At 70.9% G+C, this 24,977-nt stretch carries 21 protein-coding genes and 1 pseudogene; 14 read left to right on the forward strand and 8 right to left on the reverse strand.

What is annotated here, in order from left to right:
* Window positions 1-164: 164 nt before the first annotated feature.
* The 4 genes from AB1578_10250 to AB1578_10265 form a co-directional block, all read right to left on the reverse strand.
* The gene (locus AB1578_10250) at window positions 165-1,568 is read right to left on the reverse strand and encodes a sigma-54 dependent transcriptional regulator (protein ID MEW6488275.1); all 1,404 of its coding nucleotides are present in this window, start codon (window positions 1,566-1,568) and stop codon (window positions 165-167) included.
* Window positions 1,569-1,583: 15 nt separating this feature from the next.
* The gene (locus AB1578_10255) at window positions 1,584-2,204 is read right to left on the reverse strand and encodes a response regulator (GenBank protein MEW6488276.1); all 621 of its coding nucleotides are present in this window, start codon (window positions 2,202-2,204) and stop codon (window positions 1,584-1,586) included.
* Between the two features lie 234 nt (window positions 2,205-2,438).
* Window positions 2,439-4,343 carry a response regulator gene (locus AB1578_10260; GenBank protein MEW6488277.1) on the reverse strand — a complete coding sequence of 635 codons (1,905 nt, stop codon included), beginning with the start codon at window positions 4,341-4,343 and terminating at the stop codon, window positions 2,439-2,441.
* The gene (locus tag AB1578_10265) at window positions 4,340-4,807 is read right to left on the reverse strand and encodes a response regulator (GenBank protein MEW6488278.1); all 468 of its coding nucleotides are present in this window, start codon (window positions 4,805-4,807) and stop codon (window positions 4,340-4,342) included. The genes AB1578_10260 and AB1578_10265 overlap by 4 nt, the downstream gene beginning before the upstream one ends.
* 351 nt (window positions 4,808-5,158) lie before the next feature.
* Between AB1578_10265 and AB1578_10270 the strand changes: the two genes are divergently transcribed.
* A complete protein-coding gene (locus tag AB1578_10270; GenBank protein ID MEW6488279.1) occupies window positions 5,159-5,494 on the forward strand; it encodes a nucleotidyltransferase domain-containing protein in 336 nt (111 codons plus the stop codon).
* Window positions 5,439-5,846: a HEPN domain-containing protein gene (locus AB1578_10275; GenBank protein ID MEW6488280.1), complete on the forward strand. Its 408-nt coding sequence runs from the start codon at window positions 5,439-5,441 to the stop codon at window positions 5,844-5,846. Before AB1578_10270 ends, AB1578_10275 begins: the two co-directional genes overlap by 56 nt.
* A 52-nt stretch (window positions 5,847-5,898) precedes the next feature.
* On the opposite strand, the gene AB1578_10280 is transcribed toward AB1578_10275, so the two are convergent.
* Together AB1578_10280 and AB1578_10285 are read right to left on the reverse strand one after the other, a co-directional pair.
* Entirely contained in the window at window positions 5,899-7,563 is a 1,665-nt protein-coding gene (locus tag AB1578_10280) for an ATP-binding protein (GenBank protein MEW6488281.1), read from the reverse strand.
* On the reverse strand, window positions 7,560-8,573 hold the full coding sequence (locus tag AB1578_10285) for a HAMP domain-containing sensor histidine kinase (GenBank protein ID MEW6488282.1): 1,014 nt from the start codon (window positions 8,571-8,573) through the stop codon (window positions 7,560-7,562). The genes AB1578_10280 and AB1578_10285 overlap by 4 nt, the downstream gene beginning before the upstream one ends.
* Window positions 8,574-8,847: 274 nt before the next feature.
* On the opposite strand from AB1578_10285, the gene speA reads away from it, so the two are divergent.
* The 7 genes and pseudogenes from speA (at window position 8,848) to AB1578_10320 (ending at window position 15,705) form a co-directional block, all read left to right on the forward strand.
* Entirely contained in the window at window positions 8,848-10,791 is a 1,944-nt protein-coding gene (gene speA / locus AB1578_10290) for a biosynthetic arginine decarboxylase (GenBank protein MEW6488283.1), read from the forward strand.
* A gap of 165 nt (window positions 10,792-10,956) precedes the next feature.
* On the forward strand, window positions 10,957-12,156 hold the full coding sequence (locus AB1578_10295; protein ID MEW6488284.1) for a saccharopine dehydrogenase family protein: 1,200 nt from the start codon (window positions 10,957-10,959) through the stop codon (window positions 12,154-12,156).
* Between the two features lie 94 nt (window positions 12,157-12,250).
* Window positions 12,251-13,327: a type IV pilus twitching motility protein PilT gene (locus tag AB1578_10300; GenBank protein ID MEW6488285.1), complete on the forward strand. Its 1,077-nt coding sequence runs from the start codon at window positions 12,251-12,253 to the stop codon at window positions 13,325-13,327.
* Window positions 13,324-13,773, forward strand: coding sequence for a hypothetical protein (locus AB1578_10305; protein MEW6488286.1), 450 nt, complete (start codon window positions 13,324-13,326; stop codon window positions 13,771-13,773). Before AB1578_10300 ends, AB1578_10305 begins: the two co-directional genes overlap by 4 nt.
* Window positions 13,774-13,966: 193 nt before the next feature.
* Window positions 13,967-14,470, forward strand: coding sequence for a ferritin-like domain-containing protein (locus AB1578_10310; GenBank protein ID MEW6488287.1), 504 nt, complete (start codon window positions 13,967-13,969; stop codon window positions 14,468-14,470).
* A 95-nt stretch (window positions 14,471-14,565) separates the two neighbouring features.
* Window positions 14,566-14,800 (forward strand): annotated as a pseudogene (locus AB1578_10315) (patatin-like phospholipase family protein).
* A 122-nt stretch (window positions 14,801-14,922) separates the two neighbouring features.
* Window positions 14,923-15,705: a histone deacetylase family protein gene (locus AB1578_10320; protein MEW6488288.1), complete on the forward strand. Its 783-nt coding sequence runs from the start codon at window positions 14,923-14,925 to the stop codon at window positions 15,703-15,705.
* Between the two features lie 24 nt (window positions 15,706-15,729).
* On the opposite strand, the gene AB1578_10325 is transcribed toward AB1578_10320, so the two are convergent.
* Complete coding sequence (locus tag AB1578_10325) at window positions 15,730-16,014, reverse strand: antibiotic biosynthesis monooxygenase (GenBank protein MEW6488289.1); 285 nt, start codon at window positions 16,012-16,014, stop codon at window positions 15,730-15,732.
* Between the two features lie 454 nt (window positions 16,015-16,468).
* Complete coding sequence (locus AB1578_10330; protein MEW6488290.1) at window positions 16,469-17,599, reverse strand: HRDC domain-containing protein; 1,131 nt, start codon at window positions 17,597-17,599, stop codon at window positions 16,469-16,471.
* A 138-nt stretch (window positions 17,600-17,737) separates the two neighbouring features.
* Between AB1578_10330 and AB1578_10335 the strand changes: the two genes are divergently transcribed.
* The 5 genes from AB1578_10335 to AB1578_10355 all read left to right on the forward strand — a co-directional run.
* On the forward strand, window positions 17,738-18,187 hold the full coding sequence (locus AB1578_10335; GenBank protein ID MEW6488291.1) for an Hsp20/alpha crystallin family protein: 450 nt from the start codon (window positions 17,738-17,740) through the stop codon (window positions 18,185-18,187).
* A gap of 11 nt (window positions 18,188-18,198) precedes the next feature.
* On the forward strand, window positions 18,199-18,597 hold the full coding sequence (locus tag AB1578_10340; protein MEW6488292.1) for an Hsp20/alpha crystallin family protein: 399 nt from the start codon (window positions 18,199-18,201) through the stop codon (window positions 18,595-18,597).
* A gap of 465 nt (window positions 18,598-19,062) precedes the next feature.
* Window positions 19,063-20,319: a multiheme c-type cytochrome gene (locus tag AB1578_10345; protein MEW6488293.1), complete on the forward strand. Its 1,257-nt coding sequence runs from the start codon at window positions 19,063-19,065 to the stop codon at window positions 20,317-20,319.
* Window positions 20,320-20,729: 410 nt separating this feature from the next.
* Complete coding sequence (locus AB1578_10350; protein MEW6488294.1) at window positions 20,730-20,936, forward strand: hypothetical protein; 207 nt, start codon at window positions 20,730-20,732, stop codon at window positions 20,934-20,936.
* Window positions 20,937-21,351: 415 nt separating this feature from the next.
* Window positions 21,352-24,977: hypothetical protein (locus AB1578_10355; GenBank protein ID MEW6488295.1), on the forward strand; the 3,626-nt coding region annotated here is incomplete at its 3' end.

Below are 24,977 nucleotides of genomic sequence, written 5' to 3' on the forward strand. Positions count from 1 at the left end.
GATTTCCCGGAGAGTCCGGGAAATCGGACGGGACAAATCAGGAAGTTGGAGCGGTGGGACCTATGGGACCCATGGGACAGATGGGACCAGGAAATCCTGCACCCATCGGCCCCATGATTCCCATGATTCTCGTGGCTCCCATGGGAAGCCCCCCAGGCCGCTTCCTACGCACCCAGGGAGAGCTCGTGCTTCTGCAGCAGCTCGTAGAGCCTTGAGCGGGAGAGACCCGAGACGCGGCAGGCGTTTCGCGGGTCGCGCCCGGCGGTCTGGACCAGGGCGCTCAGGTACTCCGCGGTGGTGGTCTCGCGAAACTCCTTGAGGGTGGGCAAGGCGCCGTTGTTGGAAACGACGGGGGCAGGCGCCTGCGCGGGAGCGGAGCGCGCCTTCGGCGTCAAGGCGGCCCGGGCGGCGCGCACCCGGACCTCCGGGGGGAGGTGGACGGGGATGCGGGTGGGGGGGTCGCCGGCCGCGGCCACGGCGCGCTCCAAGGCCTGCACGAGCTCGCGCACGTTGCCGGGCCAGGTGTGGCGCTCGAGGGTCGGGAAGAAATCGGGCGAAAAGCCCTTGGTCGCCAGCCCGTCGCGCTCGCAAAGCCGCGCCACGTGGCGGCGGGCGAGCTCGCGCACGTCGGCGCCGCGCTCCCGCAGGGGCGGAAGGTGCAGCGCAAAACCCCGCAGGCGAAAGAGGAGATCTTCGCGAAACGTGCCCTGCCGGACCAGGTCGTCCAGGTCCCGATTGGTGGCGGCCACCAGGCGAAAGTCGCTCGTCACCTCGCGCTCGGCGCCCACAGGGCGGAAGCGCCGTTCCTGGAGGGCGCGCAGGAAGGTCTTCTGGAGGGAGAGGGGCATCTCCGAGACTTCGTCGAGGAAGAGGGTGCCGCCATCGGCTTGCTTGACGAGGCCGATCCGGTCCTCGGTGGCGCCGGTGAAGGCCCCCTTCCGGTGGCCGAAGAGCATGCCCTCCACCAGGGTCTCGGGCAGCGCGGTGCAGTCCACCACCACGAAGTTTCCCTTGGCGCGGCGGCTGTTCCGATGCACCGCCCACGCGAAGAGCTCCTTGCCCGTGCCGGTCTCTCCCGTGACGAGGACGTTGGTCTCGCTGTCCGCGGCCCGGGCCAGCAGCCGCAAGCAGTCCCGCAGCGGCGGGCTGTCCCCCAGGATGCCTTCCCGCTCCAGAAGCCGCGTCTTGCTCGGGGCGGACTTCTCCAGGTGATACTGCACGGCCCGGGTCAGAGCCAGGACGACCGCCTGGAAGGAATCGCCCTTCTCCACGTAGTCCCAGGCGCCGCTGGTGATGGCGAGCTCGGCCCCGTCCGGGTCGCCGGCGCCGGTGACGATGACGACTTCTGGCGCCGAAGGGAGCTGCCGCAGCCGGGGAATCGCCTGGAGCCCGTTGCCGTCGGGAAGCATCACGTCGAGAAAGACGACGTCAGGGAGCTCCCGGTCCGCTTGGGAGAACCCCTCGGCCAGGGTGTGGGCGCACCGGGCCTCGTGGCCCAGGCGGGCGCACTGGCGGAGCAGCAGGTCGCAGAAGAGCGGGTCGTCGTCGATGATGAGGATGCGCGCCATGGAAGGTTCCCCCGTTCACAAGCCCTGGAGCAGCAAGGCGAGGTCGGCGGCCCGGAAGGGCTTGGGCAGGAACGCCCGCACGCCGAGGGCGCGCAGACGCTCTCGATCCAGACCCGCGCAGGCGCCCGACGCCACCACCACGGCCGTCTCGGGGGCGCGCCTGCGTACCTCGCGCACGAGCTCCTCTCCCCCCATTTCCGGCAAGTGGTAGTCGAGCAGGGCCAGGTGGAAGGGCTCTTCTGCCGCGCCCAAGGCCTCGAAGGCATCCTGAACCTGGTTCGTGACGCATACCGAGCACTCGAGGAACTCGAGGAGGCTGGCGCCCACCCGGGCAACCGGCCCTTCGTCGTCGAGAAGGAGCACCCGCAGGCCTGGGCGCAGGTTCGCGCGGGTGGGAACGGCGGAACCACCCTCGGCGCTCGGCACGGAGGAGCCATGCGAACCGGCTTCGCTGCGGCTCCGGGCCTGGAGCTCCCTCACCAGATCGCGCCCCTTGCGGCAGGCTTCTAGTACCTGCTCCAGGCTGTGGCGGGCGGAGTCGCCCAGGGCGGCCCCCTCCAGGAGCGCCAGCTCCGTGTTGCCGCTGATCACCGTCAGAATCCCGTTGAGCTGATGGGCCGTCCGGGCCGCCGTCACGGACAGCGACTCCGGTCCAGCAGGCGGGTTCGCGGCCGGCGGGTTCGCCCGATCCATCTCGACTCCACCTCTGGAATAGGCTAGGGAAAGCAAGCCTACGTGTCGGGCGCCGCATTCGGTTTCTTGAGCAAAAAAGAGCGGGGCGAGGAGAAGAAGGAAGGACAGAGGAGCGGTAGGCCATCGGGGCGGTGCCGCGATCGCCACTCCACGGGCATAGGAGTACGGGCGACGGGCCTAGCGGTCCAACACCTCCCGTACCGCGCGGGCCAGGTTGGAGAGGGGGAAGGGCTTGGCGAGGAAGGGCGCACCGGGCGGAAGGCCGAGGTCCCCGGAGGTATCGCGGGGATGGCCAGAGATGTAGAGCACTCGAAGGCCGGGGCGCTCCTGCATGAGGCGGGCGGCCAGCTCGAAGCCGCTCATCCCCGGCATGACCGCGTCGGTGACGAGGAGGTCGATGGTGCCCGAGTGGGCCCGAGCCAGGGCCAAAGCCTCGTCTCCCTGCGCGGCCGTGAGCACCGTGTACCCCAGCGGCTCGAGCCCCCGGAGCAGGACGGAGCGGACCGCCGGGTCGTCCTCGGCGGCGAGGATGGTCTCGCTGCCCCCGCGCGGTTCCTGCCGAGCCCCAGCCGGGACAACGCAGGAGGCCTTGCCCTCGGCCCGGGGCAGGTAGATGCGGACGACGGCCCCTGTGCCCGGCCGGTTCTCGGCGTACACGCTTCCGCCGCTCTGCTTGACGATGCCGTACACCGTGGAGAGCCCAAGCCCGGTCCCCTTGCCCGGCGCCTTGGTGGTCACGAAGGGCTCGAAGACGTGGGGCAGGACGTGACCCGGAATGCCCGGGCCCGTATCCCACACCTCGAGGCACACGTGGGGTCCCGGGGCGGAACCGGGATGGGTGGAGGCAAAATCCTCCCCCAGGTCGGCGTTCGACGTGGCGATGGTCAGGGTGCCGCCCTGGGGCATGGCGTCCCGGGCGTTCGCAGCCAGGTTCAGGAGCACCTGCTCCATCTGCACGGGGTCCGCGAGGACCGGGTGGAGATCCAGTGCAAGGACGGTTGCGAGCTCCACACCTTCCCCCAGGAGGGTGCGCAGCAGCTTCTCCAGGCCGGAGACGACCTCATTGAGGCTGAGGAGGCGCGGGTGGAGCACCTGGCGGCGCGCGAAGGCCAGGAGCTGGCGGGTGAGGCCGGCGGCCCGGTCGGACGCGCGCAGGATGTCGTCCAAGGCCCGCCGCACGGGACCGGAAGTCTCCTGCGTGAGCAGGGCCAGCTCGGCGGTCGCCGAGATGACCGTGAGCACGTTGTTGAAGTCGTGGGCGATCCCGCCGGCAAGCAGCCCCACGGCGGCCATCCGGTCCTGGCCGGCGGCCCGCTCCCGGAGCTCGCGCTCGCGGGTCTCCTCCCAGAGGGCCAGCACCCAGCCCTGAAGGGCGTCGCCATCGCGCAGCGGGCAGGCCAACGCCGCGAAATGGCGCGGTGCGCCGTCTCCGACGGTGAGTTGGTGGTGCTCCGTGCCTGCTTCGGGGGGCGCGGCCAGCGCCTGGAGGGAAACCCCGGCCAGCCCCTCGACCCTGGGGCCCGGCGCCTCCAAATCCTCTGCCAGCAGGGGCAGGAGCTCCCGCGCCCGTGGATTCGCCGTGCGGATCTCCCCGTCGGGTCCCAGGAGCGCGATGCCTAGGGGAACGGCGTCCACGAGCTGGCGCAGGAGCTCGCCCTGCACCAGGGCCGCCCGTTCCGCCTCCCGCACCTTCCGGCGTTGGCGCGCCCGCTCCAGGGTGAGCCGCACCACGGCCGGGAGCCGGATGAAGTGCTTGGGGGACTTGAGCACGTAGTCGTCGAGGCCCGACTTCATGGCCTCCACCGCCACCTCCTCGGTACCGGTGCCCGTGAACATGATCACCGGGCACTCGGGCCATCGGACCTTGGCGGCCTGGAGCACCGCCAGGCCGTCGGTCCAGCGCAGGTGGTAGTCGGTGATGACGAGGCCGGGCGGCTCGCCCTCGAGCGCCGCCTCCAGGGACACCGGGTCGCCCACCTCCCGGAAAGAGGTGTCGGGGAACTCCCGGGCCAGGGCCCGCACCGTCAGGAGCCGGTCGTCGGGGTTGTCGTCGACCAGGAGCACCCGCAGGTTCCCGCTCACCCGCCGCCCCCTTCCCGGAGGAGCACCTGGGGGTTCTCGTTCAGGATGAGCCAGTAGAGCCGGAGCCCCTGCACCATCTCGAAGAGCGCGTCGGCGGAGACGGGCTTGACGAGGTAGGAGTTGGCCCCCAGGTCGTAGGCCCGGTCCACGTCGGCCGACTCCTTGGACGAGGTAAGCACCACCACGGGGGTGCGGCGAAGCCCCTCCTGCCCCCGCAGCCACTGGAGCACCTCGTGGCCCGATTTGCGGGGAAGCTTGAGGTCGAGGAGCACGAGCACGGGGTAGGGGTAGCGCACCCGGTCGGCGTAGGAGCCGGTTCCCGCCAGACAGGACAGAGCCTCCTCGCCGTCACGGGCCACATGGACGGGGTTCCCGAGTTTGGCCTTGCGAAAGGCCCGCTGGATGAGGAGGACGTCGTTGGGGTCGTCTTCCACCAGAAGGATCGCCGGCAGGGGATCGCGCATGGTGCCTCCGCGGGTTCTTCGGGGACCGGGCGGCAACTTACCAAGAGCCGTTCCAGGAGGCAAACGGGAGTTGCCCTGGTCGCGCTCCGGAGACCAAAGGGGGGGCAGGACCTCTTGCCCGGCCGCATCGGGCGAGGGCGACCTTCGCTTTTGACGGCCGGGTCTTGCGTGGGCAATATGGTGTCGGCGGCAGCGACGAGGGCGAACGGCGCGGCAGGCAGGCCCGCCAGGAGAGCACGGGGATGAACGGACTACGGGAAGCCGAGCTGGAGAAGAAGCGGTTCTCGCGTACGCAACGAATCAGGAAAGGAACTAGAGGTGAAACGGATCGATCCGGTGGTTTTGCGACACGTGACACGACGGCTGGTCGAGCGCTTCCGCCCCGAAAGGATCATCTTGTTCGGCTCTCACGCGTGGGGGGAGCCCGGGGAAGATAGCGACGTGGACCTGCTGGTCATCGTCCACGAGAGCGACGCGCCGCCTCACCGGCGGGCAGCCGAGGCCTATCGGAGCCTGCGCGGCGTGGAGATCCCGGTCGATGTGCTGGTCCGCACGCAAGCCGAGATGGATCGCTACCGGCACGTGCATGCATCCTTGGAGTGTGAGGCGCTGGAACGTGGGAGAGTCCTCTATGGCCGACGCCAAGGGGCAGCTCGTGCGAGGGTGGCTGAGCAAGGCCCTGCGTGACCTGGCTGCTGCGCAGCGACTCGCCGAGGGACCCGAACCCTTTTTCGACACCGCCGTCTATCACTGCCAGCAGGCCGCCGAGAAGGCGGTGAAGGCCTATCTCACCTGGCGGGACCGGCGATTTGACAAGACCCACGACGTCCGCCTCCTCATGGCCCTGGCCGCCTCGTTGGAGCCCCGCCTGAAGGTCTGGCTCGATGCCGCGGATCGCCTCACCCCTTACGCCATTGCGTTCCGCTATCCAGGGGACGTGATGGAGCCATCCGCTGAGGACTACGGTGATGCAGTCGCGGCAGCCGATGGCATTTGTCGCGCGATTCTAGAGGTGCTTCCGCTCACCCTCCACCCGTGATCGACGGCGACGTCGATTGGCGGTGCCGGCGCGTCGCTGGGGGCGGGACAGTTCATGCCCCGGGCAGCTCCACCCAGAACCGGCTCCCCTGGCCGGGCTCGGACTCGACCCCCACCGCTCCTCCCATCCGCACGATGGCCCGCTCGACGATGGCCAGGCCGATGCCGGTGCCGGGGTACTCCTCGGCGCGGTGGAGGCGCTCGAAGACGCGGAAGATGCGCTCCCGGTGCTCGGAGGCGATGCCGATGCCGTTGTCCTCCACCCACAGGCGCACCCGGCTGTCCCGTTCCTCTCCCCGCACCCTCACCCGGGGCTCCCGATCCGGGGGGACGAACTTGAGGGCATTGGAGACGAGATTGGCGATGACCTGGCGCAAGGCGGCCTCGTGGGCGAGAATGGAAGGAAACGGGCCCTCTACCGTCACGAACCCGCGCTGCCCGAGGGGCGCGGCGTCCGCCACAGCCGCTTGCACCGCACCCCCCAAGTCCACGGGGGCGGCCGAGAGGTCTGCCCGCGCCAGCCGGCTGTACTGCAAGAGATCCTCCACCAGCGCGTCCATGCGCCTCGCCCCTTCCACCACGCGCCCCGCGTAGTCGCGCCCTTCCTCCCCGAGCCGATCCCCGAAGTCCTCGCGCAGGGCCTGGGCGAAGCCGCTCATGGCCCGAAGGGGCGCCCGCAGATCGTGGGCGACGGTGTAGGCGAAGGCCTCCAGGTCGTCCCGGTGCCGCCGGAGCTCGGCTTCGCTGGCGGCCAGGGCGCGGTAGGCCCGGACCTCGCGCCAGGAGAAAAGGACTCCCAGGAGGGCGAGAAGTGCGATGGGGACGCCCATCTGCCAGACCAGGGGCGTGTGTCGCAGATACGCCCCCAGGCTGTCCCCGGGCGCTCCGATGGCGAGCACGAGCCACTCGGCGATGTCCACCGGGGCGGCCCGCACGGCGAGGTCGTGCTCCCCGAGCCGGACGCGGGCCCCTCCGGCCTTGCCCAGGGCGAGGGATTCCAGGCCCGGCACCTGAGAGAGCGCGGTGCCGGCAACGAGGGGAGACCCCCGCGAGGCATACAGGATGCGGCCCCGGCGATCCGCCACCGCTACGGAGAGTCCGGGAGGGACCGACACCGCCGACCACGCGGCAGAGAGCTCGGAAAGCCGGATCGACGTGCCGATGAGGCCGCCGAAGCCGGCAGGCACCTCGCTGCCGTCCCCCGCCGGCGGGGGGCGCAGGGGGACCACGAGGCCGATGACCTCCTCTGCGCTGACGGGACCGGTGTGGGGGTCCATGACGTACCGGGGGGCCCCCGCCGCCAGGGCCCGGAAGAACGGCAGCTCCCCGACGTCCGGGGGCCCGGCGGCCCCAAAGGGCCTGCCCGACGCGAAGAACCTCCCGTCGGCCTCCACCGCGGCGATGTTCACGGCATGGGGAAGGAGGCGCTGGAGGCGGGCAAACAGGGCGCTGCACTCGGGGCCGTGGCGCCGGCGGACGCACTCGGTCTCCGCTAGGGCAAGGAAGAGCTCCTCGTAGCCGGTGAAGTAGTTCTCCGTCTCCCGCTGGACCTGCGCGGCCAGCCGGATCAGCTCCCGCTCCGCCGCCTCCCGCCAGGAGGCGAACTCCCGGCCCAGGAGCAGCGCCGCGAGGGCGACGCACAGGAACAGGGCCCCGGCCAGCGCCCGCTGGGTGCGGCGCAGCCCCTGGGGGATCGGGTCTGGCTCCCGGGCACTCACGACGGACGGCTCCCGCTTTCTGCCATTGGGCTGGAAACCCCCGCGTTCCCCGGCGGACTCCCGGGCACCTCCAGCCAGAACCGGCTCCCTCCGCCGGGCTCGGGCTCCATCCCCGCCGTTCCCCCCATGCGCTCCACGGCTTTCTGCACGTAGGCCAGCCCCATGCCCAGGCCGGGGTAAGTCTCGACCCCGTGGAGGCGCTCGAAGACGCGGAAGATGCGCTCCCGGTGCTCCGGCGGGACGCCGATGCCGTTGTCGGCGATCCATAGGCGCACCCGGCCGCCCTCCGCCAGGGCCCACACCCGGACCCGGGGCACGGTTCCGGGGGCCACGAACTTCAGCGCGTTGTCCAGGAGGTTCGTCACCACCCGCAGGAGCAGCGCGCCGGGCGCCCGCACCGCGGGCAGGGGTTCCGCGATTTCCACCGTGGCTCCCCGTTGGCGGATTTCGTCTTCGCGTTTGGCCACCGCCGCCCGCAGGACCGCGCCCAGGGGAAGCTCCTCGGGCCGCACGTCTTCCCGGGAGAGTCGGCTGTAGTCCAGGAGCTCGCGGATCAGGGCGTCCATGGTGCTGGCCGAAGCGGCGATGCGGCGGGCATACTCCCGGCCCGCGTCGTCGAGCTGCGCGCCGCAGTCCTCGACGAGCGCCTGGGCAAACCCCTCCATGGCCCGAAGAGGGGCCCGCAGGTCGTGGGTCACGGAGTGGACGAAGCTCTCGAGTTCGGCCGTGCGCTCGCGGACGCGCCGCTCCAGTTCCCGGTTCGCGCTTCTCAGCCCGGCCTCCCGCGCTCGGGTGGCGCGCTCCTGCTCGGCACGGTGCTGCCGCAGGAGCCAATACAGCACGCTCCCCGTGGCGAGGACGAAACCCCATCCCTTCATGGTCTGGAGCAAGCCGACGGTGGCCGGAGACGCGGCGATGAGGGCCACCGCCAGGTCGGAAAGAGCGATCCAGGCGCCGGCGGCGAGAAGGTATCCGAGCACGATGGTCTGGTGGGGCTGAAGTGATCTCATGCCTCGGCGGCCTCGTCGTCGGGAGGGTCTCGGGCGAGAGGGGCGACGCCCATGATAGCCCCTGCCCAGGGCACCGGAAAGGAGCGCGGGGCGGCGCGGCAAACCACCCAGGAGGTCGTGGGGCCACGCGGCAAACGCTGGGACGGAACGGCAAACGGTTGACAACCGGGAGGTTCCAGAGTATCCAGCCTACCCCCGCCCACGGACGCGGGGCAGTGGCCGGGCCCGGCGGTCCGGTGGAGCACAGGAACAGGGGAGGCGGCAGACGACCGAGATGAAATCGAAGACCCTGGAGCAGCTCTACGACAAGTGGACCGTGGCCAAGGCCCGGGACCTCTACGGCATCGACAACTGGGGGGCCGGGTATTTCAGGATCAACCCGGCCGGAGAGGTCTGCGTGTGCCCCGACGCCTCGCGGCCCGACGCCTCGGCGAGCCTCTTGCAGATCGTCCGCGGGCTGCGGGAGCGCGGGCAGGATCTGCCCGTGCTCCTGCGGTTCGAGGACATCCTGGCCTCGCGGATCCGGCTCCTGAACAAGACCTTCGCCGCCACCATGAAGAACTACGGGTACCAGGGCGGCTTCCGGGGGGTCTTCCCCATCAAGGTGAACCAGCAGCAGCAGGTCATCGAGGAGATCACCACCTTCGGCAAGCGCTACCACCACGGGCTCGAGGCCGGAAGCAAGGCCGAGCTCATTGCCGCGATGGCCTACCTGGACGACCCGGAGGCTCTGCTCATCTGCAACGGGTACAAGGACGAGCACTTCCTGCGCCTGGTCCTCCACGCGCGCATGGTGGGGCTGAACTGCGTGTGCGTGGTGGAAACCTTGAACGAGCTCCCGGTGGTGCTGCGCCTCTCACGGGAAATGGGTGTCCGGCCGGTGATCGGGGTGCGCATCAAGCTCTCGACCTCCGCGAGCGGCCACTGGAAGGAGTCGGGGGGGGACCGCAGCGTGTTCGGGCTGAGCTCGTCCCAGGTGATCGAGGTGGTGGATCTGCTCAAGGCCGAGGGCATGCTCGACTGCCTCCAGCTCCTCCACTACCACCTGGGGTCCCAGATCCCCAACATCCGCCAGATCCGCACGGGGCTCATGGAGGCGTGCCGCACCTACGTGGGGCTCATCCAGGAGGGCGCCCCCATGGGGATGCTCGACCTGGGCGGGGGGCTGGCGGTGGACTACGACGGCTCCCACACCAACTTCTCGTCGAGCTGCAACTACTCCCTGGACGAGTACTGCCGCGACGTGGTGGAGGTGGTCCAGGAGATCATGGACGAGACGGGCACCCCCCACCCCACCATCGTCACCGAGTCGGGGCGGGCCACGGTGGCCTACTACTCGGTGCTCATCTTCAACGTGCTCGACGCGAGCCGCTTTTCGGGCGACGAATCCCTGCCCGAGATCCCCGAGGAGGCGGCGTCCATCACCCAGAACATCCACGAGGCCGCGGCCAACGTGCGGGAAAAGAACCTCCAGGAGGTCTACCACGACGCCATCTACTACCGCGACGAGGCCCGCGAGCTCTTCAAGCGCGGCCAGATGAGCATCCGGGAGCGTGCGCTGGTGGAGCGGATCTTCTGGTACGCCATGCAGCGCATCCAGCGGGTGCTCGGCGGCATGCGCTACGTGCCCGACGATTTCGAGGGCCTGGCCGAGGCCATGAGCGACATCTACTACGGCAACATGAGCGTCTTCCAGTCCCTGCCCGACGTGTGGGCCATCGACCAGATCCTCCCGGTCATGCCCATCCACCGGCTCGACGAGCCCCCCACGCGCCAGGCCATCATCTCGGACATCACTTGCGACAGCGACGGGAAGATCGACCGGTTCATCGACCTCCAGGACGTGGCCCGCACCCTGCCGCTGCACGCCCTCAAGAACGGCGAGGAGTACCTGGTGGGGGTGTTCCTGGTGGGGGCCTACCAGGAGACCCTGGGGGACCTGCACAACCTCATCGGCGACACCAACGTGGCCAGCGTGCGCATGGGGGACAACGGCGAGATCGAGTACGTGCGCGAGCTCGACGGCGACTCGGTGGGCGACGTGCTCTCCTACGTGGAGTACGACCCCCGGGAGCTCATGAACCGCTTCCGGGAGAAAGCCGAGCGGGCCGTGCGCGAAGGCCTCATCAACGGCCACCAGCGCCGCACGCTCACCGCAGCCTACGAAGCGGGGATGCGCGGCTACACCTACTACGGCTCCGACGGCAACGGGGGGTAGGGGCAGGAAGAATCGGGTTCGCTATCGGTATCGGCTTTCGACCCCGATTTCGATTTCGACCCCGATACCGATAGCGATACCGATTGCGACGAAGAGCCCGTTGGCGGCCGAGGCCGTTCCTGGGGCGCGTGGCAGAGCGCTTCTGTGACCGAGAGAGGTGGAGACATGAGCAAGGTGCTGATCATCGGAGCGGGCGGGGTGGGGCGGGTGGTGGCCCACAAGTGCGCCCAGGCCCGGGACGTGTTCACGGCCATCACCCTGGCCTCCCGGACGAAAGCCAAGTGCGACGCCATCGCGGCCGAGATCCCCCACTTCCCCATCCGCACCGCCCAGGTGGACGCGGAGGACGTGCCGGCGCTCACGGCGCTCCTGCGGGCCGAGCAGCCGGACCTGGTGCTCAACGTGGCGCTTCCCTACCAGGATCTCGCCATCATGAACGCCTGCCTCGCCGCCGGGGTGGACTACCTGGACACGGCCAACTACGAGCCCCGGGACACGGCGAGGTTCGAGTACAAGTGGCAGTGGGCCTACCACGACCGGTTCCGGGAGAAGGGGCTCATGGCGCTCCTCGGGAGCGGCTTCGACCCGGGCGTCACCAACGTGTACACCGCGCTCGCGGCCAAGCGGTACCTGGACGAGATCCACGAGCTCGACATCATCGACGCCAACGCCGGCAGCCACGGCCAGCCCTTCGCCACCAACTTCAACCCCGAGATCAACATCCGGGAGGTCACGGCTCCCTGCCGCCACTGGGAGAACGGGGAGTGGGTCGAGACCCCGGCGCTCCAGACCAAGCGCACCTACGACTTTCCGGGCGGCATCGGGCCCATGGCCATCTACCGCATGTACCACGAGGAGCTCGAAAGCCTGGTCAAGAACTTCCCCACCATTCACAAGGCCCAGTTCTGGATGACCTTTTCCGACAACTACTTGAAGCACCTGGAGGTGCTCCAGAACGTGGGGATGACCCGCATCGACCCGGTCTTGTACGAGGGCAGGGAGATCGTCCCCCTCCAGTTCCTCAAGGCGGTGCTCCCCGACCCGGGGAGCCTGGGGGCCCTCACCAAGGGCAAGACCTGCATCGGGGTGGTGGCCCGGGGGCTCAAAGACAAAGTCATGCGCGAGGTCTACATCTACAACATTTGCGACCACGAAGAGGCCTACCGCGAGACCAACTCCCAGGCCATCAGCTACACCACCGGCGTGCCCGCCGCCGTGGGAGCCATCCTGATGGTCACCGGCAAGTGGCGGGGGGCCGGGGTCTTCCATATGGAGCAATTCGACCCCGACCCCTTCCTGGCCAAGCTCGCCGAGATGGGGCTGCCCACCGAGGTGGTGGAGCGGGAGGGCTGGAGCCGGCTGTAGGGGCAGGGGGGCGCAGGCGCGTACCTCAAGTGCTGCACCCCTGCGGCCGATCTTCGGGGGGACTCGACACCCCGCCCCGCGCCCCCGGAGCCCCATGCCCAAGCTCGACGCCTACTTTCGCGCCATGCACCAGCAGGGCGCATCGGACCTGCACCTGGTGGCCGGCAACCTCCCGGCCATGCGCCTCCACGGAGAGCTCAAGAAGCTCAAGGCCGAGCCCCTGACCGACGCGGGCCTGCGGGAGCTCCTGCGCGAGCTCGCGCCCCCCGACGCGTGGGCCGCCTACGAAGAGACCGGCGACCTGGACTTCGCCTACGAGCTCGAAGGAGTGGCCCGGTTCCGGGCCAACTACTTTCGCCAGAAGCACGGGGCGGCGGCGGTGTTCCGGCTCATCCCCTCCAAGATCCTCTCCTGCGCGGATCTCGGCCTGCCCGACGCGGTGCGCAAGCTCGCCTACCTGCGCAAGGGCCTGGTGCTCGTGACCGGCCCCACGGGCTCGGGAAAGTCCACCACCCTGGCCGCCATCGTGGACGAAGCCAACCGCAACCGAAAAGACAACATCCTCACCATCGAAGATCCGGTGGAGTTCGTCCACGAGAGCAAGGGGGGCCTGGTGAGCCACCGGGAGGTGGGCACCCACACCCGCAGCTTCGCAGCCGCGCTGCGGGCGGCGCTGCGGGAGGACCCGGACGTGATCCTGGTGGGGGAGATGCGCGACAAGCAGACCGTGGCCCTGGCCATCGAGGCCGCCGCCACCGGGCACCTGGTCTTCGGCACCCTCCACACCCAGAACGCCCCCAAGACCGTGGACCGGGTGGTGGAGGTCTTCACGGCCGAGGAGCAGCCCCAGATCCGCTCGACCCTGGCCGACAGCCTCAAGGCCGTGGTGGCCCAGAACCTCTTTCGCCGGGCCGACGGCTCGGGGCGCATCGCCGCCCTGGAGGTGATGATCGTCACCGCCGCCATAGCCAACCTCATCCGCGAGGGCAAGACCTACCAGATTCCCTCCGCCATCCAGACCGGGAAGAAGCTCGGCATGCAGTCCCTGGACGGCACCATCGCCGAGCTCCTGGAGAAGAAGCTCATCGACCCACGGGAAGCCTACGACAAGGCCGTGGACAAGGAGCGCTTCGCCAAGTACCTGCCCGAGCCCCCGGAGGGATCGGCGTGAGCGAGCTCTGGGTCGAAAAGACCGCCGCCCCGGCCGCGCTCCTCCTGGCGGACGGCTCCGTGCTCCGGGGCACGCTCTACCTCGCCCCGTTTTCCCCCCGGCACGCCGGGCCCCAGAGCCCGGGAGAGCTCCTGGACGAGCCCGAGCCCCTGCTCCCCTTTCGTCTGGCCGCCGGAACCTTCGCCCTGGTGGGCAAGGCCGCCGTGGCCGCGGTGCGGGTGGGCGGACCGGCGGATTCCTCGGACCTCCTCGTGCGCCTCCCCGCGCGCCTTCGTTTGAACGGAGGCCACGGCCTCGAGGGGCTGGTGCTGGGGGAGACCGGCGCCGGGGACCGCCTCTCGGACCTCCTCAACACCCCCGATCCCTGGGTGCGGCTCCAGGAACCCCAGGGCCTCGCCTGGGTCGCCAAGCGCCACCTCCTCACCGTCGAGCCCTCCCCTGCCTGAAACCCCCCCAGGGGCAACCGGTCCGGGCCGATCCCGAGAACGAACCCCGGTCGATATCGATCGCGATCCCGATCGAGACCCCGATCCGAAGGGGGAAAGGAGCCCGCCCGCTCTGGCGGCGGCGCCGCTATCGGGTATGGTGGTGCGGTTGCACTCACTTGCCGCCTGAAACGGGCGCACCACAGGAGGAGCCATGGGAACGCGCGGAAGGGAAATTGTCGGCGTGGACGTCGGAGAACTGCTCAAGCTCTTGAACAAGGCCTTTGCAGACGAGTGGTTCGCCTACTACCAGTACTGGCTGGGGGCCAAGGTCGTGAAGGGGCCCATGAAGGACGCCGTGGCCGCCGAGCTCTTGCAGCACGCCACCGAAGAGCTGGCCCACGCCGAGCTCGTGGCCAACCGGATCATCCAGCTCGGCGGCAAGCCCGTGACCGAGCCCCGCCTGTGGTACGAGTGGTCGGGGTGCGGGTACCTGCCCCCCGACGACGAGTACGTGAAGACCATCCTGGAGCAGAACATCGAGGGCGAGCAGTGCGCCATCAGCACCTACGACGCCCTGCTCAAGATCGTGGCGGGCAAGGACATCGTCACCTACAACCTGGTGATGACGATCCTGGAGCAGGAAGTAGAGCACGAAGAAGACCTCCAGGCCCTCCTGGAGGACCTGGAGCTCCTCGTGAGCCGTGGCGGGAGGTAAGCCTGGAATCCGTATCGGTATCGGTATCGAAATCGGGACCGATATAGCCCCGATTTCGATTTGGACAAGAGCAAGGCCGGATAGGGAGCCACTCCATGCACCGCGGGAACGAAAAAAAGATCGCCCTGGCGCTCCAGGGCGGGGGCGCCCACGGCGCCTTCACCTGGGGCGTGCTCGACCGCTTTCTGGAGGACGGGCGGGTCGCCATCGAGGGAATCAGCGGCACGAGCGCCGGGGGCCATGAACGCCGTGGTGACCGCCGACGGCCTGGAGAGGGGCGGGCGGCGCGGCGCCCAGGAGGCCCTCGAGGGGTTCTGGAAGGCCATCAGCCGGCACCTTCACCATGACGGCCCTGCCGGGCACCCCGGCCATCCGGAACGCCGTCCCCATTCTGGCCCTGGTGGTGGTCGTCCTCGGGACGGCGTTCGGGGCGTTCTAGGTAAGGGGGCGCTGTGAAAATCGTCTGGAGCGAGAAGCTCCGAGAACCGTACGACACCGACCCGGCGGCGGCCCTGGGCCGGCTCGACCCGGCCGTGGAAGCACTCGCCGGCTGGGCCGAGTGGGTGGAGCCCGTGCCCGCCCGCGAGGAGGACCTCCTGCGGTGCCACACCCGCCGGCACCTGGAGGAGGTGCGCCGGGAGGGGCTCTACGCGGCCGCCGCGCTGGCCGCCGGAGGCGCGATCCTCGCCGCCCGGCTCGCCCAGGAGGCGCCTTCCTTCGCCCTGGTGCGCCCCCCCGGACATCACGCCTCCCGGGACCGGGCCTGGGGCTTCTGCCATCTGAACAACCTGGCCGTGGCTCTGGCCGAGCGCTGGGCGGCCGGCCGGGTGCAGCAGGCCCTGGTGCTCGACGTGGACGTCCACTTCGGCGACGGCACCGCCGATGTCCTGGGAGGCGAGGGGTGGGTGCGGATCGTCAACCCCGGCGCGCCGTCCCGACAGGAGTACCTGCGCCAGGTGATCGAAGCCCTGGAGGAGTTCGCGGGGGACTGGATCGCGGTCTCCGCGGGGTTCGACCACCACAGCCTCGACTGGGGGGGCTTGCTCCACACCGAAGACTACGAGCTCATCGGCCTTCGGGTGGGCATCCGCGCCCGCGCCCTGGGGGGGCACGCCTTCGGGGTCCTCGAAGGCGGATACAACCCTCGCAGTCTGGCCGAGAGCCTTCGGGCCTTCTGCCACGGGTTGGAGCGCGGGTGGGAGAAGGGGGCCTCGGGCAGGGCCGACCGGGCGTAAGGATCCGATCGGCCGCTGGCGGCCTCACACCGGCTCGAGGACCGTGATCCTCTCCGGCTCCTGGAGCATGGGGCGGATCTCCCCCATGGCGACCCGGCGAGCATCCGAAGCGGCCCAGGCGTCCCATGCCTGCCGGGACGTCCACGTGGAGATGACCACGTAGCGGTTGGGGTCGTCGGCGTCGCGCCAGGACTCTCCCGAGAGGTATCCCGGTTTCTGCACCGCCACCAGGCGCGTGCGCCGCAGCGCCTGTTGGAAGTCCCCCATCAACCCCTCGGAAATCCGCCTCTCGATCAGCACGCGTACCATCGGGCACCTCCTTTCCGTCCGTGCCCGAACGGTACCGCGGGCCGTCGTCGTGTCAACGGCGCCGGGAGGCCATGATCCACCACCTGGGCGGCAAGCGGGGTCCGGGAGCCCCTACGCTCCGGTGACCAGGAAGGGCGAATGTCGCGGAGCCCAGGAGGGGCGGGAGCGACCGCCCCGCAGTCCGCGCTCATTGGACGGCGAGCCCTTCGCGGAACCGGCACACGCCGAGCTTTGTCGGTTTCCGCTGTCTGTGGCGGACCGGTCGATACGGTACGGGGCTACGCTCCGGGGCTCCCGGACCCTGCCCCGAAAAGAGGTGGTGAATTGGGGAGGGCACGAGCCTCCGGGGTCAGGACGCCTGCGCGGCAACAGGCCCGGGGCGGCGCTCCCGTGCCGCGTCCATTGGGACGAAAAGCTCGCGCAGTGGCCCGGGGAGGATTGGGTCGGTGGACCCTTACCCGGCCAGAACCCCACGCAGCGCCTCCCCGACGGCCTCCTCCTGCCACGCCTTGAGCTGGCCCGGCAGGGTCCCGGCGGCCTCCTCGGGGGGCAAGCGCGCCAGGCGCTCCAGGGTGGCGGAGTTGACCAGGAGGCCCGGTTCGATCCCGAGCCGGGCCGACGCCTCGGCGCGGACCTTTTTGAGACCCTTCAGGCGCTTTTCCTGGGCCGCGTCCAGGGGCGGACGGGGAGAAAAGGATGGGCGCGGGCACGCGTCGTCCGGGAGAGCCAGCGCCCGCTCCACGGCAGCCAGGATCTCGCCGGCCAGGCGCTGGAGCACGCCGGCTCCGGCCCGGGGGGTTTCCAGCACCTCCCGGCGCGAAGCGGGGGGCTTCTGAGCCCAGGCCAGGAGCACCTCTGCAGAGAGGACCTTGAAGGGTGGGCGGTCCCGCTGGCGCGCTTCCGCCTCGCGCACTTCCAACAGGGCCTGGAGCACCGCGAGCTGCCGGGGCGTGAAGCGCCCCGCCCCCTTCACGTCCAGGCACCAGGGACCCCGCTCGGGGCCGGGCTCGACCGCCTCCAGGAGTCGAAACTCCTCGGCCGCCCACTCCCGGCGCCCGAGCCGCGCCAACTCCGCGTTCAGCCTTTCCGCCAAGGCCAGAAGGTAGGCCGTATCCAGGGCCGCGTAAGCCAGGAGCTCGGGACCCAGGGGCCGCTCCGACCAGTCGGCCCGCTGATACTTCTTGTCGAGAGCCACCTCGAACTCCTCCTCCAGCAGCGCCGCAAGCCCCACCCGCTGCCGCCCGACCAGCTGCGCGGCGATCATCGTGTCGAAGAGGTTGCGCACGGCAAAACCGTACCCTCTCTTGAGGAGCCGCACGTCGTAGTCGCCCCCGTGGAAGACCTTGCGGATCCCGGGGTCTGCCAGCACCGGGCCCAAGCCCTCCAGGACCCGGTCTCCGGCCAGGGCGTCGAGCACGGTGTTGCCGGCCGGAGTGGAAACCTGGGCGAGGCAGACCTTCTCCCGGTAGCTGTGCAGGCTGTCCGCCTCGAAATCCAGGGCAACGAGCGGCTCGTCCCGCAGGGCAGCCAGGTAGGCCGCGAGCTCTGGCGGCGTGCGAAGGTAGGTATAGGGAACGGCGGTCATGGGGCTCCTCGGGTGGGCAGGGGTCGGATTGTCCCACGCGCCCCGCCGGCTTGCCAACCCGGTACCACGGATTTAGGTTACGCCCCGCCTTGAAGAACCACGTCGTTCCACCCCCCCGGCGGAGGAAAGGAGACAGACATGGCGACATGGGATCCCTACCGAGAACTGGAGAGACTGCGGGCAGAAATGGACCGGATCTTCGAGTCGGCCGCCCCGGCTCGGACCTGGACCCTGGGCTTCCTTCCGGGCACGTCGGCGCGCCAGTACCCCAGAGTCAACATCGCCGAAGGCCAGGACGGGTACGTCGTGGAGGCCCTGGCCCCGGGCGTCGATCCGGCCACCCTGGACCTGAGCGTCAAGGAGAACATCCTCACCATCTCCGGCGAGAAGAAGGCCCCGGAAGGGGTACGCCCCGAGGCCTTCCACCGGAGCGAGCGTTCCGCGGGCCGGTTCGTGCGGGCGGTGGAGCTGCCCGCAGACCTGGACCCGGAGAAGGTGAAGGCGGCGTACGCGGACGGCATCCTGCGGGTGACCCTGCCCAAGGCGGAGCAGGCCAAGCCCCGGCGCATCGAGATCGAGCTGGCGTGAGGAGGTGAGCCATGAACAACATCGAGAAGACCGTGCCGGAGCGCGGTGCAGAGATGAGCTCGGCCCAGGAAGTGACCCGGCAGCCCGACCGCTACGCCCTGCCGGCGGTGGACATCTACGAGGAGGAGGACCGGCTGGTGGTGCTCGCGGATCTTCCGGGGGTGGACAAGGACGGGCTCTCGGTCCAGGTGGAGCAGGGAATCCTCACCATCGAGGGACGCATCCGGCGCGACACCCCCGGCAACCTGGTCCGGAGAGAATTCGCCCTGGTGCCCTTCTTCCGGCAGTTTCGAGTCACCGAGGCCATCGACCCCCAGAAGATTCGGGCAGCCCTGAAGAACGGGGTGCTGCGCCTCGACCTCCACAAGGCCGAGAAGGCAAAGCCCCGGCAGATCCCCGTGGAAGTCTGAGCCGCCGCCCGCCGGCCGTGAAGCAAGGGGGGAGGAGGAACCAGGGTCCACCGCCTGGGTGGCGAGCGGGGTCCGGGAGCCCCGGCGCTCCTCCCCGCAATCCGCGACGGTAGAAGGGCGCGTCTGCGAGGGAGAAGGTGCGCCGAGCCTCACCGGTTTCGCTCGGGCTGCGGCGGATCGGTCGAGGCGGCACGGGGCTGCGCTCCGGGGCTCCCGGACCCCGCCCCAAAAATCTTGGTGGTGGATTCTCGGGGAACCTCCCCCCTGCTCTCTTTGTCGGGGGAACCCTTGAGTTTCCCGGCGAAACGGCCGATCTTTTCCCCCAGTCCCCGCGGCCAGGCTGCCTCCCCCGCGAGCTCCCCGGCCCGCCGGTTGTGCTGGCCGCGGCGGCATGATTTGTGTATCCTCGCACGAGACGTGGAACGGTTCCTGTTTCACCCCTTTGGAACTCCAAGGAGAAATCGCGTGAGACGCCTCGTCCCGTGGGCGCCCGCCCTGGCCCTGTTCCTGGTCGTCAGTCTGCTCTGGTCCGACAGGGGTCCGGCCCGGGCCGAGTTCGGCGGCCTGCCGGGCTACGCCGGGAGCGACGCCTGCGCCTCCTGCCACCCCGAGGTATTCGCCCAGTGGCGGCTCACGCCCCACGCGCGCATGCTGGTGGACGCGGTGCGCGATCCCTTCGCCATCCTCGCCACCGACTTCAACGACGACATCCCCTTCGACCGGGACGAGATCCTCTATTCGGTGGGGAGCCACTGGGTGCAGAAGTACCTCACCCGAATCAACGGGGTTCTCTACGTCCTCCCCAAGTACTGGAACATCCCCGAACGGCGCTGGGAGCCCTACAGCATCTGGAACTGGATGGAGCAGCCCTACAACGTCCACTGTGACGGCTGCCACACCGTGGGATTCGACCCCGCCACGGAGAGCTTCTTCGAGCCCGGCGTGGGCTGCGAGTCGTGCCACGGACCCGGCGAGCAGCACGTGAAGACCGGCGGGCGGCTCACGGCCATCGTCAACCCCTCCAACCTTCCCCCCGACCGGGCCATGATGGTCTGCATGGCCTGCCACACCGACGGGATGGAGACGACCACCAACATCTACCCGTTCCCCGTCGGGTACATCCCGGGCGACGACCTCGCCAACTTCTTCAGCGACTTCTTCATGCCCAAACCAAAGAGCAAGGCATGGTACTGGGGTACCATGGATTTTCGGGAGCGCACGCGCATGTGGTACTTCTTCCAATCGAAGTACTATTCGACCAACCGCGCCTGCGAAGTCTGCGGTTTCGACCGGGGCGTGAGCCATCAGAAAGAGCGGTACATGACGTCGAGCGAGTACTGCGGCACCTGCCACAAGTACCGCTACGAGAACTTCCTCGAGCATTCCGGCCACCGGCCGGAGAAGACGGAGTGCAACGACTGCCACGTGCCCACCATGGCCGAGCCGGGCAAGCGCTACTCCATCCACGACCACAAGTTCAACTTCAGCCAACCCCCGCCGGACTGCACCGTGTGCCACGAGCCGCAGGACGTGGCGGGGCGCGGCGACCAGTGCCGCCACGATCCGCCCGACTTCCGCCTGGGCCGGGTGAAGTACCCGCGCAACATGACGGTGGAAGAGGCCTGCGTGTACTGCCACAACGTGGAGCTCAAGGAGAACCGGGACCTGGGCTGGGCGCGGGAGGTCACCCCCCAGCTGGTGGACCGGTTCATCGTCCAGTAGAGGAACCCAGGCGACGCCTGGCCTTGCTGCGCGAGAAGGCCCCGCCCCGGCGGGGTTTTTTCGCCACGGCCCACGGGTCCTGCCGCGTGCGCCTTTTCCCGCACAGACCACAGGTTCCGCGCCTTTTGCCCCTGCGGGATCGGCACCCGGGGTCCGGCCCCAGGCGCTTCGGGGCCGGAAAGTCGAATGCCGTGGCGGTTGACGCCGACCCTCCCGCCGGGAGGGTCGCGGCACGTCCCTTGCTCTTCCCGCAGACGGGAGCGCGGGGCCGGCGCCGGTGATTGCTAAAGTTTTCACGTTCACGGGCCGAGACACACCCCTCATCGCCGCGCGGCGGTGAGGGAGCAGCCACACTCAGTGCCCGGGCGCCTCCCAGGGGGGCGGCCGGGACGGAACGAAGGGAGCAGCAGATGTCGGGTACTCAGGCGGTAGCGATGTTTCAGGATGTTCTGGATGGGGTCGCACGAACGGGGGAGCGCCGGGAGGTGGAAGCCGGCCAGGTGCCCGATCGGGAGACGTGGCAGCAGCTCGACAGCCGCGGCTGCGTGATCTGGGTGAACAAGGGGCGCTGGTGGGTGCTTCCGCCCGCGGGCACGGAAGAGCGCCCAGCCGCCTGACGTCAGACCCTCCCGGAAGGCGATGACCGAAGCCCCGCTGTGCGGGGCTTCGGTGCGTCTGGGGAGAAGCCCGCCCACCCAGGCCAACGCGGCCGCGGGGCATCGTTCGTAGGGGCGCACCGCGTGCGCCCGCCCTGAGGGACGACCGATACCCCCCTCGCGGGCGCACGCCGTGCGCCCCTGCGACTACCCGATCGAGATCCAAGTGGCGATCGATGGCGACGTGGCTATCGATTTGGAATGTACTTTGAGGCGCCGGAGGGGAGGCCCCCGGCCCGCCCATGCTCCGACGGTCTGAGGCCAAGCCTCTCTAGGGTTGGGAGGGGAGCCGGGGAAGGGTTTGCACGGCGCCCCCCGACCGGTATTCTGGTGCCTCGCGGCCCCCACCCTGGACCCCTTGCGGACCGAAGGCCCCATGCCCCCGGAACGTCCCGCTACGCCTCGGGAACCGTCCGATCCGCCGCCGGCACCCCGTCGCCGGCGCTGGCTGCGCCGCCTGCTCCTGGCGGGGGCGCTCCTGGCCCTGGTCTTCGTGACGGCGGTCGCCTTCCTCCCCCGGCTCCTCTCGACGCAGTGGTTCCGGTCCGTTGCGCTGCCTCGCGCCGGCGACGCCCTGGGGAGGCCCGTGGAGCTCGGGGAACTGCGACTGCGCTGGTCGGGCCATCTCCTGTTGCGGGAGCTCCGGGTGGCCGACCTGCCCGAGTTCTCCCCCGGGCCCCTCCTGAGCCTCGAGCTCCTGGAGGTCCGGGTGGACCCCTGGGCCCTCCTGCGCTCGCGCCTGCACCTGGACGTCGCCCTGGCGGGCCTGCGGGTGCGGGTGGTGCGCGACGCCGCCGGGCGCACCAACCTGGAAGCCCTGGCCGGGGAAGCCCCAACCTCCGGGCCGCCCGAGGCGCCCCCCCCTCGGCGGGAGCCGGCGGCCCCAGGGCCTCCCCTGCGGGAGACCTCGGTTCGGGTGCGGGCGGAAGGGATCGGGCTGGAGGTGGAGGACCGGTCCTCGGGCCGGGAGGCCGCCCTGGGAGACGCTTCCCTGCGCCTGGACTTGCCGGCCCTGGGGGCCCCCCTCACCGCGGCCTTCTCCGGGAGCCTCGCCGTGGATGGGGGAGAGCCCCTCGCGATCGGGGCGGACCTGGCGGTGGAACGCTACTGGGGGCCCGACGGCGCCCCGAGCCCTGAAACCGCGGCCCTGCGGGCGCGGGTCCGCTTTCCGGGCTTGGAGGCCTCCGTGGACGCCGACCTGGGAGCCGCCCGCGCCGACGGCAACCTGCGCCTGGACGTGGCCCGGGTGCTGGACGCAGCGGGGCCCTTCCTTCCCCCCGACCTCGCCCCGCAGGACGCTTCGGGCACCGTGACGGCGAGTCTTCGGGGCGGGGGCCGTCCTGGGGAGCCCCTTGTCTTCGGCGTGTCCCTGGAGGGAGCGGGCCTGCGCGTGGCCGGCCAGCCCCTGGGCGTCGGAAAGGGGGTGGGGCCGCTGGACGTGGCGGCCGAGGTCCGGGGCCGGGCCGACCCCGCCCGGGGCACCGCGGAGGTGGAGGAAGGGCGAATCTCGCTCCAGGAGGGCACGCGGCTCACCTGGCGTGCCCGTGCCGAGGGCCTGGGCACCGACGGGGCCCGCTTCGACGCCGCCCTGGGGCCGGCGGTCCTCGCCCTGGAGGAGCTCCTGGCCCTTGGGGCCGACTTCCTCCCGGAAGGGGTGGCCCTGGGCCTGGAGGACGGGCAGATCCGCCTGGCCCGGGCCGAGGTTCGGGGACCGGTGCCGGCCCAGGGAGCCGAGGACCTGGCCCACGACCTGCGGGTGGAGGGCTTGGAGGTGACCGCGGGGGCGTTCGAGGCCGCGGCTCCAGGGGCCAGGGCCCGGGGAAGGGGCTTTCGGTTCGGCGTCGAGACGCTGGATGCGGCGCTTCGCGACTTCCTCCCCCGGAGCGCCGCCTTCGGAGTTTCCCTCGCCCTGGAGGAACTGGAGGCCGCCGAGCCCCAGACCCTTCGCCTCGCCGGGCTCCGGGTCGAGGAGCTGCGGGGCTCGATCGCCGACGTCAGCCTGGGGCCGGACGGCCCCCTGGCCCGGGGAGAGCTGCACCAGGCCCTGTCCGTCGGCTCCCTGGAGCTCCCGGGTACGGGACGGCTCTCCGGCCTGGAGGAGGGCGCAGCCCTGGCTTTTTCCCTGGGCCCCGGGGGCGAGGTCGCGGCGGACCTCACCGGGCTCGTCCTCCGGCTGGCCTCGGCCGAGGGGCAGGGGGGCGGGGCCTCGGGGTCCCTGGGGGGAACGACACAGGGACCCGCGGTGGACATCCGCCTGCGCCGGGCCCGCGTGACAGGACCATTGCTTGCGCCCGCCCCTTCCCCCTCGCCTCAGCCCGTGCGGGCCGAGGTGGAAGGCGCTTCCGTCGCCCTGGGGCACCTGCGGGCGACTTCCGGGGACCAGACCGTTCGGGCCCGGGACCTCCTCCTGGAGCTCGTTTCCCTGGGCGCGTCCCTCCGGGAGGGCTTTCCCGAGACCGCGGCCCTGCGCGCCCGGGCCGAGGCGGCCGAGCTCGCCCTGGAGGGGCCGGAGGGAGCGGTCCTCCAGGCCTTCGCCGTGCCCGAGCTGAGGGTGGAGGCGTCGGGCCTGCGCCCCGCCGAGGGGGCCCTCTTCGGCGTCTCGGGCCGGGTGGAGCTCGTGCAGGTCCTCACCCTGGGAGGCGCCCGGGCGCCGGGCCGGGGAGGTGCGGAAGGGGTGCGCCAGGAGCTTCGGGCGTCCCTTCGCCTCGACCCGGGCCCCACGGCGGAGGTCTCCGGTGGCCGGCTGGCCGTGGCGGCCGCGGGGGCCGAGGCCGTGCTCCCCGAAGGGATCGCCGGGCCGGTGCCCCTGCGCCTGGAGGCGTCCTGGGACGCGGTGCGCCTGGCCGCGCCGGAGCCTTCCGCACCCCTGCGGGTAGACCTGGAGGGCCTGCGGGCCGAGGCCGGCGCGGGGGCGTTTCTCGCGGTGCAGCTCCAGGCTTCCGCCCGGGACCTGGGGGCCCAGGAGCTCTCGGCCGCGGGCGACGCGCGCCTGGACCTCGCGGGCGCCGCGGCCGCCGTGCCTTCGGCCCTCCTCCCTGGGCCGGTGGCGGGGCGCCTCTCGGCCTCCTGGGAGGTGGAGGGCCGCCTCCCGGCCCCCGAGGAAGCGGGCGAGGTCCTCCTGGACCCCGGAACCTGGGCGTCGGAGAGCCCCCTGCCCTTTTTGGGCCGGGCCAGCGCCACGCTGGCCCTGGACGCCGTGTCGGCGGAGCTGCCCCTGGAGGAGGGGCGGCTTGCGGTAGCAGGGGTGGGGACTCCCAGGCCCTTCTCCCTCCGGGTGGAGGACCGGGGCCGCCGGGCGGCGGTCGGCGGGGAGCTCGCGGTGGGGTGGCTGGACGAGGCCCCGGGGCTCGGGAGGCTGGAGGAGAAGCTGGGGGAGCCCCTGCGGCTGCGGCTCGGCTTCGAAGCCGGGCGGAGCCCCGAGGGGACCCTGGAGGTCTCCCAGTTCTTCGAGGCGGAGCCCCTGGCCCTTCGCCAGGACGCGGAGCTGCGACTCGACGGCCTCGACCGCTGGCTGCGCCAGGGTGCGGATGCCCCGCCCGCCCTGTGGCTCGGCCTCCTGGGGGGTCGGGGCCGGGTGGGGCTGCGGGTGGGCAGCGCGCCCCGCCTGGCCGGCCTCGGGGCGCCGGAGGGTGCGGCTCCCGTCTTCGAGGGGCCCCTGGAGGCCGGGATCGAGGTCACCCTGGTGCGGGGCGCGGAGCTTGCGGCCGCGGCCACCCTTCGGGCCGACGGGGCGTCCCTGGGCTGGGGGGAGACGGCCTCCGCCCAGGGGCTGACCGCCCAGGTGGCCCTGGAGAAGCGTTACGCCCTGCGGCGGGTGGCGGCGGGAGCCCCCGCACCGGAGGCCTGGCTCTCCCGGGAGGTGCTGGGCCCTGCGGGCCGGACTTTGACGGGGGCGGGGGAGGGGGCGGATCGGGTCCTCCTGCCGGCGCGCTTCGGGGCGGAGAGCCGCCTGGGCCTGGGCGCCCTGCGGTGGGGCGGCGGGCCGCTTCCCCTGGAGGCCCG

The organism is Thermodesulfobacteriota bacterium, assembly GCA_040756475.1.
GTDB lineage: Bacteria > Desulfobacterota > Deferrisomatia > Deferrisomatales > JACRMM01 > JBFLZB01.